This window comes from Pseudomonas sp. GM80, assembly GCF_000282515.1.
GTDB lineage: Bacteria > Pseudomonadota > Gammaproteobacteria > Pseudomonadales > Pseudomonadaceae > Aquipseudomonas.
Window position 1 is genome coordinate 1 of sequence record NZ_AKJD01000014.1, and the last position, 9,511, is coordinate 9,511.

Genomic DNA, 9,511 nt, shown 5'->3' on the forward strand with positions numbered 1-9,511 from the left:
GCCCCGCCAATGGCTGTTGCAGTTCGATCCGGCCACTGTCCGGCACATAGAAGCCGCTGATCATATTGAGCACAGTGGTTTTACCGGCGCCATTAGGGCCGATGATGCTGGTGATGCTGCCGGCCGGTGCGTGCAGGTTGACGTGTTGCGCGGCCTGCACGCCGCCGAAGCGAATGCCGATATCGCTGACGCGCAATCCCGAGTTCGGGCCACGGCTGCGCAAATGCGCGGCCACCCGTTGTTGATCGAAGCGCGTGGGCGGCAGCAGGCGAGCCGGTTTGATCCAGCGCCGGGCGAGGGCGCCGAGCAGGCCGTTGGGAGCAATCCACAGCACCAACAGCAGCAGCGTCGAAAAGATCAACAAGCGGTATTCGGCGAAATCCGACAGCAGCTCCGGCACCAGCACAATCAACAGTGCGCCAATCAGCGGCCCGAACAGCCTGCCGCTGCCGCCGACGATCACCGCCAGTACAAACAGAATCGACTGCGAAAACGGAAAGGACTCCGGGTTGATAAACATCAGCAACGGCGCGAGCAGACCGCCCGCGAGTCCGGTCAAGGCTGCCGACAAGGCAAACGCGAGGGTTTTGCTGATCACCGGATTGAAACCCAGCGAGCGCGCGGCGATTTCCGAGGCCTTCACTGCACGCATGGCTTTGCCCCAGCGGCTGTGGCTCAGGCGCTGATAAAAGAGCAGGGCGCCGATCATCAGCGCGGCGGCCAACAGGGCGAGGAAAATCGACGGATCGAGGCCGGCAAACTCCGGCATCGGGATTCCCATCAAACCATTGGAACCGCCGGTGACGTCACGCCATTCGATCAGGCTGTGATGCACGACAAACGCAAAGGCAATGGTGATCATCGCCAGATACGGACCGCTGACCCGAAGGGCGGGAATCGCCAACAGCGCGCCAATCACCCCGGCTGCCACCCCGGCGATCGGCAGAGCCAGCCACAACGGCCAGCCCGCCAGGGTCAGCAGCGCCGAGACGTAGGCGCCGATGGCGTAGAAAGCGATATGGCCAAAGGAAATCTGCCCGCTCAGGCCGATCAATATATTCAGGCTTACGCCAACCACTGTCGCCAAGGCGCAGAGGGTGAAAACCAGCAGGGAGTAACTGTCGAGTGTGAACGCCATGACGCCAGACGCGACAGCGAGGAGGGCGATCAGCAGGGTGGGAAGGTTCTTCATACTTTCACCAATGCCTGACTGCCGAACAGACCGTTGGGACGAATCGCCAGCGCGACAATCACCAGCGCAAAGGTGAAGATCTGCGTGAAGGCCGAGCCGAAATACATCGTGATCAGCGCTTCCGTCAGGCCGAACAACAGGCCTGCCGTGAAGACGCCGCCAGCGCTGGTGATGCCGCCGAGAATGGCCACTGCAAAGGCTTTCAAGCCAAACAACATGCCCATTTCTGCGTTGACGCTGAACAGCGGCGCAATCAACAAACCCGCCACGGCGGCGAATACCGTAGACACCGCAAAGGCGATCGCGACCACCCGATTGACGTTGATCCCCATCAGCATTGCCGCGCGCGGATTCTGCACGCAGGCTTCCAGCACTTTGCCCAAGCGGGTGTAACGCCGCACCAGATACAGCGCCAAGGCAATGGCTGCGCCCGCCAATGGAATCAGCATTTGCAGAGCGCCCACGTTGCTGCCGAACAGCTCGACATTCAGGTTGGCCAGGCTGCTTTCAAACTGCCGGGGCTCTTTGCCGAAGGTGAACAACGCAAGGTTATCCACCAGAATGCCGCCGGCCACCGTCGCCATCAGCCAGGCCTGTGAGCCGCGACTGTGGAAGGGCCGCACCAGCCACCGTTCGATCGCCAGACCGTACAGCGCAGACAGGATCAGCGTCAGCGGCAGGGGGAGCCACAGCGGCCAACCCCAAGTGATGCAAAAGGTGTAGCCGAGCACAGCGCCGACCATCATGGCGCTGCCCTGGGCAAAATTGACGGTGCGCGAGACGACGTAGGTCAGGTGAAACCCCAACGCCAGCAACGCGTACATGCTGCCGAGGCCGAGCCCGGAGAGGATGGCGGCGGTATACATGGCTTACTCCTCGGGCTTGAGCGGGATGATCTGGTCGTTGACGAAGTGGGTGAACAGGTAATCGTCCGGCCCTAAGGCGTCATGCTTTGCAGGGGTAAACGGTTGCTTGTACTGCTTGATCAAACCGTCGTAATCGCTGATGGCGTAGAACCCGTCGCGGATCGCCTTGCCGTCAGTGCTGCCGGCTTTCTCGATCGCCTGAGCGGCGAGGTGCAGACCGTCGTACGCATTGGCGATGCCCACGGCCGGCGTGACATCGGCCAGGGTTTTTATCTGTGGGTAGGCGGTTTTCAGCGCGGCCAGGAGGGCGTCACCCTTGGCGCTGTTGTGCTCGGTGAAGACGTAGGTCTGGATGAAATGCACGCGTGATGCATTCGGTCCCGCCAGCTCGCCAAAGCGACCACCGGCCGGCCCCCAATGCGAGACGATCGGCACGTCCCAGCCCATGCGATCCAACGATTTGACGACCTGTGCGGACGGGCTGACGTTACCGACGAGGAGGAGGGTGTCTGCACCGGCGTTTTTCAACCGGGTCAGTTGTGGCACGACGTCCAGATCGCTGTCCTGAATACGCTCGACACCGGCGTTGGCCATGCCACGTTTTTCCAGCGCGCGCTTGAGGCCAGCCTCGTTGGACTCGCCCCACGGATTGTTGATGAGGATCATCCCCGGCTTCTTCATGCCGTGGTCGACGCCGTATTTTACCAGCGCTTCATCGACCAGCTCATCGACGGCGGAAACGCGGAATACGTAGTTATCGGCGGCGCCGTTTTCAGTGATTTTCGTACCCGCCGCCCAGATGCCCATGAACGGCACTTTCAACTGGTTGACCAACGGCACGATGGCGAGGGAAACCGGCGTATCGAGGCCGCCAAACAATACGGCGACTTTTTCGCGCTGGACCAGCTCGCGCGCAGCGAGGATGCCCTTGGACGGGTTGCTTTCATCGTCGCGACGCACTAGCTCCAGCGGACGCCCGAGCACGCCGCCGCTGGCATTGACCTCGTTGATGGCCATGGTCAAACCGCGAGTCAGGGCTTCGCCGGACTTGGCCGATTGCCCAGAAAGCGCCGCGACCAGACCGACCTTGATCGGCGGCTCGGCCGCGTGCGCGCCAGCGAACATGGCGAGGTTGAGCGTGACTGCCGCAGCCACGGGAAACAGCCGACGCTGCAGGTTTTGAAGCCGAGTAGCCATAGTTGATTCTCCTGATTGCTAGCAGTTATAAAATTATTGCTAGCAAGTAGGGTGCCACTCGGTTCGGCTATGGAAACTACGGCTTCTTTAGGGGTGTTCCGCTGATTGGCGCTCCAAATGGAGGCGGCTTGCACCACGCGCAAGCGTGTTTGTTACTGCGGTGAGGGTTCTCCGCTCAACGCATCGACCATCGGCGGGTGATCCTGCACAGCCTGCCGCAAATCCTCGGTCACCCGTAGTTCTGCACCGGTCGGCGAGAACGTGGCCGCCGCGGCAAAAGGCGCAGGATTGGCCGGAATCGGGCGTTTGCCACGGCGCCAGAGGAAGAACGTGACCATGCACAGATTGACCAGTGCGAACACCCAGAACAGACCGTTGGCGCCGAACGAGTTCATCACCGGCGAGATCATCATCGGGCTGATCGCCGAGCCCAGCGAGTTGATCAGCAGCAAACCCTGAATCATCGGCACCAACGCTTCGGCCGGAGCGCGGTCGGCGGCATGGCTGACGGCAACCGGGTACAGCGCGAAGACGCCGCCACCGAGCAGAAACAGCATCGCGGCGAGCATCGTTGCAGTCAGTGGCAGCAAGACAATCACCAGCGACAACACCGTGCACGCGATCGTCAGAATCGTCAGCACCTGCAAGCGATCCTTGCGATCGGACCAGCGCCCCACCGGGTATTGCAGAAGCATCGCGCCGAGGATCGTCCAGGCCATCATGCTGCCGACTTCGCCGACATTCAGGCCGCTGCGTTGCAGGTACAACGGCAGCAAGGTGTAAATCGCTGCGATCGTCACACCCGAGCCGAAACAGCCAACCAGCCCGGTCGGTGTCACGCCCAACAGTTGCCGTGGTTTGAGCGGCTCTACCTGATCGAGCAGCGGCGAAACGCGTGGCAGAATCACGATCGGCAACACTGACAACGACGCGAGCATACCGGCGACCATGAACGGTGCGCTGTCGCTCAAACCGGTGATTTTCCCCAGTGTGGCCTGGCCCAGCACACCGGCGCCGTACAACACGATCATGTACAACGCGAGCAAGCGCCCGCGAATCTTTGCGTCGCCCGCCAGCAGTAGCCAGCTCTCGATCACCAGAAACACACCCACCGTGGCCCAGCCATTGATCAGGCGCAGGGCGAACCAGCCCCAAGTGTCATAGAACAATCCCTGCAACAGGATGGTCACGGCGATCAGCGAGGCAAAGCTGCCATAGGCGCGGATGTGCCCGATGCGCAGAATCAAGCGGTCGTTGAACACCGCACCCAGCGTCAGGCCAATAAAGTAGGCCGATGAGACGATGCCGATCATCGTGGTCGAGGCACCGGCGGCGTCGAGACGAAGGGTGGTCAGAGAAGACAGAAAACCGTTGCCCAGCGCAACAATGAACAGCCCGAGCAAAGGCGCCAGCGCCATGGCCAGCAAACGCGGAGACATAAAAACCTCTAGAGATCGAACAGCGGAACGTGCGCCTCTGCGCATGCGATTGCCAGGCCGACGTGTGTGTTGTTGGGCAAGTGCCTGCCGATCGGGCAGGGCGGTTGTGTCGGACACACGTCGAGGAGGTGTGGCCAGCCTTCAGGTGCGCGTCGATCACCCGATCTGGCGACTGCGACGGCGCGCGGGATTCTAAGGCTTGTGCGGGATTTGCCAATAGCGGTGAGCTGCGGCGTTAGGACGCAGCCCGCCATTGGCTTATGAAATGCTCTGGCATGCTCGTTACGTCATAAGCACAGCGCCTGATTGGCAAGCCTTCCCTCTTATTGGTCCTGGCGCTTTCGCACTGACCTTCCTGTATCTCAAATGGCTCTGCCAATGGCTTGCTCGTAGCAGGAAAGGAAATGCTGCCACTGCGACTCATCCCAGAAAGAATGCCGTCTGAGTTGGGGAATGTCGTGACGCGCCGCACCCATTGCCGTAGCGCGACCGCGAGATTTTTCCAGGTCAAGCAGCGCCAGTTCGAAATCGAAGTCAGTGTCAGTTATCGACGCCTTGATGAAGATGTGTTTGGAACGCATGCAACCGTGCTGCCATTTGCCCGAGTGCATCCGCGCCAGCATTTGCGCCAGACGCTTGAAAAGTTGCTGATGCTGCTCTGTCGTCAACCTGCTTGCAGAGCCCTGGCTATACCAGGTATCCAGATCGATGAAGCCGCCCAGGTCTGCGGTAACCAAAACACCTTGCCATGTGCCTCGGACTTTTCTCGCACCATAAAACACCGGTTTTGGCGCATTCACGCCCAGTTCCTCAAGTCTGGAAAGGGCAATACCTTCACGCAGAGCAGTGGGGCGGCCAGTGGGGTAACGGAGACTACGAAACAGATGGCCGGTCTGACGCTTGACGAAGAACGTCCTGTTATCTTGCACTACCAACTGGACACCGCTGGTGCCGCTGCGGCGCACATTCGGTGGTTCAACCCACGACCCGGACGTACCCCACCAGTACTCAAACTCATCGTGTGCCCGGCCCATTCTGCGCTCCATTTATTGTAGAAAACTGTTTGCGTGCGACGTTTGCATTATGGTCGCAATAGCAGCTCAGTCTATTAGTGGACGAGAATAGTTCCCCGTTAATCGCAGAGGTTAACGCCTGCTTTGGACTATTACGCAACTACGTGACGAAAGTACGCAATTGGAGGGATGCCTGCAGAATGTGTTTGCTGCTTCGAGGAATTTGCTTCTGAGTGTAAGCCGCCGCCCGCGATTATCTGCTCTTGGCCGAAAGCAGGCTGTCGCGACGGCCATTCAAGACGTTCAATATCACGAGTCCCCGGAAGACTTAATTCGCACATCCGCTGACATCCGGTGATGTTCCAGCAAGAAGTCCACGAATAATCGCACCCGCGCCGGCATCGCCGCACCGCCGACGAACACCGCATGAATCGGTTCCTGATCTCCCGGGTTCCAGGCCTCCAACAGCGCAATCAGCTCGCCGCGCTGCAGATCTTCGCTCACGCTGAACTCCCCGATACGTGCGATGCCGGCACCGACCCGCGCGAGTTGTGCCAGCGCTTCACCACTGCTGCATTCGATGTTGCCGCTGACCTTCAGGGAAAACTCTTTGCCATCGCGGCTGAACGGCCAGTTGGGTTCGGCACGGCGAAAGTTGAAGCGCAGGCAGTTGTGCCGTAGCAGGTCTTGCGGTTCCTGAGGGATGCCGTGGCGCTGCAGATATTCGGGCGATGCCACCACGACCTGGCCGGTGTTGCCGATTCTGCGCGCGGTCAGCGGGCTGTCGGGCAGATGGCCAAAGCGGACTGCGACGTCGGCTTGTCCGCCGAGAATATCGACCACTTCGTCGCCGAGGGTGAGGTCGACGACGATGTTCGGGTAACGGGCGCTGAAGGCTGCGACCAAAGGAACGATGGCCAGCCGCCCATGGCCAAGGGCGGCACTGACCCGCAATCGCCCTCTGGGTACGCCCTGATCGGCGATGGCTTCTTCGACCTCGTCCATGTCGGCGAGGATACGCCGGGCGCCGCGCAGGAACGCTTCGCCTTCGGCCGTGAAGGTGATCGCGCGGGTGGTGCGCAACAGCAGGCGGGTGCCGAGACGTTGCTCGGTGCGCGCGATGATCCGACTGACTGCCGAGGGCGTCAGGCCCAGCGCACGCGCAGCGGCCGAGAGACTGCCTTCCTGCGCCACGGTGGTGAACACGCTCATTTCACCTGACCTGCCGTTGAAATCCACTTGTGCCTCCTACGCAAAGGTGATTGCCAAAAATGCAGTCTACCGCCTGAAAAGCCGGGATCGTAGCATTGGCGGCATAGATAAGGAGCCTTCCATGCGTATCAATCCACCACTTGTCGCACTCGCCATCGGTGCTTTCGGCATCGGCGTAACAGAATTCGCCCCCATGGGCATGTTGCCGGGTATCGCTGCAGACTTGGGCGTTTCCATTCCCGCTGCCGGTTTGCTGGTCAGTGCTTATGCGCTGGGCGTGTTGCTCGGCGCACCACTGATGACCCTGACCACCGGCAAGATTCCCCGGCGCTATCTGCTGATCGGGCTGATGGCGATTTTTACCCTGGGTAATCTGATGTCAGCCTTGGCCACCGATTACTACAGCCTCATGGTCGCCAGGGTAGTGACCTCGCTGAACCATGGCGCATTTTTTGGCGTTGGCTCGATTGTCGCCGCCAGCCTGGTCGCTCCGGAAAAACGTGCCGGAGCGGTGGCCGCGATGTTCATGGGGCTGACCCTGGCGACTATCGGCGGTGTGCCGTTGGCGGCCTGGTTCGGCGAGTTGTACGGTTGGCGCACGGCTTTCTGGGGCATTACCGGATTGGGCGTGGTGACGATGGCGGCGCTGTGGTTCGCGCTGCCCAATGTGCGGGCGCCGCAAAGCGTCGGGGTCATGGCGGAGATTCGGGTATTGGCGCGCGGCCCGGTGCTGGGCGCGTTGGCCCTGACCGTCGTTGGCTCAAGCGCGATGTTTACCGTGTTCACTTACATCGCACCGATCCTCAGCAACGAGACCCATGCATCTACCGCCTTCATCACCGCCATGCTGGTGCTCTACGGTGTCGGTTTGACGCTGGGCAACATGTGGGGCGGCAAAGCCGCAGACCGCTCGATAGACCGCACCCTCATTGCCTCGCTGAGTGTGCTGATTCTGGTCTTGTTGGCGTTCACTGTGCTGATGCGTTGGCCGCTGCCGGCCGCCGTGGCCATTCTGATCTGGGGTATCGCCAGCTTCGCTCTGGTGCCGCCGCTACAGATGCGCGTCATGGAAGCGGCGAAGGACGCGCCCAATCTGGCCTCGGCAGTGAATATCGGCGCCTTCAACTTCGGCAATGCGATTGGCGCGGCGCTGGGCGGCGCGGTGATCAACGCGGGTCTGGGTTATCCGGCGATCTCCCTGGCGGGAGCGGCAATGGCGGGCCTGGGGTTGCTGATGGTGTTGGCTTTTGCCTGGCGCTCCAGAGCGATTGAAGCCGCCGTGGTGTGACAAGCTCGCGGTGAACAGTTGAACAATGCTCGGCGAGTTGTCAGTCCTTGATGGGGTGAGTAAGCTGCCCTCATGAACCAGCCATCTCTATCTACCTCCTCGCCGAGCACTCGTGGCCCCGCCGAGCATGACATTCGTGACCAGATTGTCGCTGCGGCCAACGAACACTTCAGCCAGTATGGCTACGCTAAAACCACGGTTTCCGATTTGGCCAAGGCCATCGGTTTTTCCAAAGCGTACATCTATAAATTCTTTGATTCCAAGCAAGCGATTGGCGAGGCCATTTGCGCCAATTGTCTGGGCCAGATCGCTGCCGCTGTCGAACAGGCCGTTAACGCAGAAGCCATTTCAGCGACCGAGCGTTTGCGCCGATTGGTGAAAACCGTCATCGCTACGGGTGTGGATCTGTTCTTTAACGACCGCAAGCTCTACGACATCGCGGCGTTTTCCGCATCGGAGCGCTGGACCAGTGCCCAGGTGTATGAAGCGCAGATCAAGGGCTTTATTTTCGACATCGTGCGTCAAGGTCGAGAAACGGGGGAGTTCGAGCGCAAGACGCCGCTGGACGAGACCGTCGATGCGATCAATTTGGCGCTGCGACCTTTCGTCAACCCGCTGCTGTTGCAACACAATCTGGATCTGATCGAGCAAGCGCCCATGCTGACCACCAATCTCATTCTGCGCAGCCTCATGCCTTGATCCTTCCCTGAGAAAAATTTTCAGGCGAATCAATTCAGGCGACATCCTCTTATCAAGGTTCCTGCTCCCTGCACATGAGGGGCGGGAGAGCTGCACACTTAGCTGGAAGTGACTATTGACTGAATTGGTCATATGAGTGATATGGCTACACGCAAGTCTGGATGCCAGCTAACTTTAGCAATGTGAATAGGGTCTTTCAGCGGATTGATGGTTCGATATTGCTGCTTGTCAGGATGCAGTTATTTCTTGAGTGGTGACCATTGACGATAATGGTCACAAGACAGAGAATATGATGATCATCCTATTCCTCAGTAAGGGAACCTATGCGCCGGCTCCGATCTTTCCCCATTGCCGCATGCTTGTTGCCTCTTGCTCTGACCGCCTGTGGCGAATCTTCCAGCGTTGCAGATCCCCGTACGCAGGCACCGCTGGTCAGATCCGCCGCTGTTCAACCCTCACCCGATACCGCTCGCTCTTTCACGGGCGTGGTCGCTGCACGCGTTCAGGGCGACTTGGGTTTTCGTGTAGCGGGCAAGGTGCTCGAACGCCTGGTTGATACGGGACAGGCCGTTAAGCGAGGGCAGCCGCTGATGCGGCTCCCCCCC

At 60.1% G+C, this 9,511-nt stretch carries 8 protein-coding genes and 1 pseudogene; 3 read left to right on the top strand and 6 right to left on the bottom strand.

Going from position 1 to position 9,511, the window contains the following annotated elements:
- The 6 genes from PMI37_RS01600 to PMI37_RS01625 form a co-directional block, all read right to left on the bottom strand.
- Nucleotides 1-1,192: ABC transporter permease subunit (locus PMI37_RS01600; RefSeq protein ID WP_008077364.1), on the bottom strand; the 1,192-nt coding region annotated here is incomplete at its 3' end.
- Nucleotides 1,189-2,058 carry a branched-chain amino acid ABC transporter permease gene (locus PMI37_RS01605; protein WP_008077365.1) on the bottom strand — a complete coding sequence of 290 codons (870 nt, stop codon included), beginning with the start codon at nt 2,056-2,058 and terminating at the stop codon, nt 1,189-1,191. The genes PMI37_RS01605 and PMI37_RS01600, both read right to left, overlap by 4 nt.
- Nucleotides 2,059-2,061: 3 nt before the next feature.
- Nucleotides 2,062-3,255, bottom strand: a complete 1,194-nt coding sequence (locus tag PMI37_RS01610; RefSeq protein ID WP_008077366.1) for an ABC transporter substrate-binding protein — start codon at nt 3,253-3,255, stop codon at nt 2,062-2,064.
- A 152-nt stretch (nt 3,256-3,407) separates the two neighbouring features.
- Entirely contained in the window at nt 3,408-4,739 is a 1,332-nt protein-coding gene (locus PMI37_RS01615; protein WP_338009882.1) for an MFS transporter, read from the bottom strand.
- A 317-nt stretch (nt 4,740-5,056) separates the two neighbouring features.
- The gene (locus tag PMI37_RS01620) at nt 5,057-5,728 is read right to left on the bottom strand and encodes a lipopolysaccharide kinase InaA family protein (protein ID WP_008077368.1); all 672 of its coding nucleotides are present in this window, start codon (nt 5,726-5,728) and stop codon (nt 5,057-5,059) included.
- Nucleotides 5,729-6,016: 288 nt separating this feature from the next.
- Nucleotides 6,017-6,946, bottom strand: coding sequence for a LysR family transcriptional regulator (locus PMI37_RS01625; RefSeq protein WP_008077370.1), 930 nt, complete (start codon nt 6,944-6,946; stop codon nt 6,017-6,019).
- Between the two features lie 94 nt (nt 6,947-7,040).
- Between PMI37_RS01625 and PMI37_RS01630 the strand changes: the two genes are divergently transcribed.
- The 3 genes and pseudogenes from PMI37_RS01630 to PMI37_RS32145 form a co-directional block, all read left to right on the top strand.
- Nucleotides 7,041-8,207, top strand: coding sequence for an MFS transporter (locus PMI37_RS01630; protein ID WP_008077372.1), 1,167 nt, complete (start codon nt 7,041-7,043; stop codon nt 8,205-8,207).
- Between the two features lie 72 nt (nt 8,208-8,279).
- The gene (locus PMI37_RS01635) at nt 8,280-8,906 is read left to right on the top strand and encodes a TetR/AcrR family transcriptional regulator (RefSeq protein WP_008077374.1); all 627 of its coding nucleotides are present in this window, start codon (nt 8,280-8,282) and stop codon (nt 8,904-8,906) included.
- A gap of 323 nt (nt 8,907-9,229) precedes the next feature.
- Nucleotides 9,230-9,511 (top strand): annotated as a pseudogene (locus tag PMI37_RS32145) (efflux RND transporter periplasmic adaptor subunit); the annotation flags it as partial.

Excerpts from the sequence above, each read along its gene's own strand:
- PMI37_RS01605 (WP_008077365.1), bottom strand. The coding sequence starts at position 2,058 with ATGTATACCGCCGCCATCCTCTCCGGGCTCGGCCTCGGCAGCATGTAC.
- PMI37_RS01610 (WP_008077366.1), bottom strand. The coding sequence starts at position 3,255 with ATGGCTACTCGGCTTCAAAACCTGCAGCGTCGGCTGTTTCCCGTGGCT.
- PMI37_RS01615 (WP_338009882.1), bottom strand. The coding sequence starts at position 4,739 with ATGCGCAGAGGCGCACGTTCCGCTGTTCGATCTCTAGAGGTTTTTATG.
- PMI37_RS01620 (WP_008077368.1), bottom strand. The coding sequence starts at position 5,728 with ATGGGCCGGGCACACGATGAGTTTGAGTACTGGTGGGGTACGTCCGGG.
- PMI37_RS01630 (WP_008077372.1), top strand. The coding sequence starts at position 7,041 with ATGCGTATCAATCCACCACTTGTCGCACTCGCCATCGGTGCTTTCGGC.
- PMI37_RS01635 (WP_008077374.1), top strand. The coding sequence starts at position 8,280 with ATGAACCAGCCATCTCTATCTACCTCCTCGCCGAGCACTCGTGGCCCC.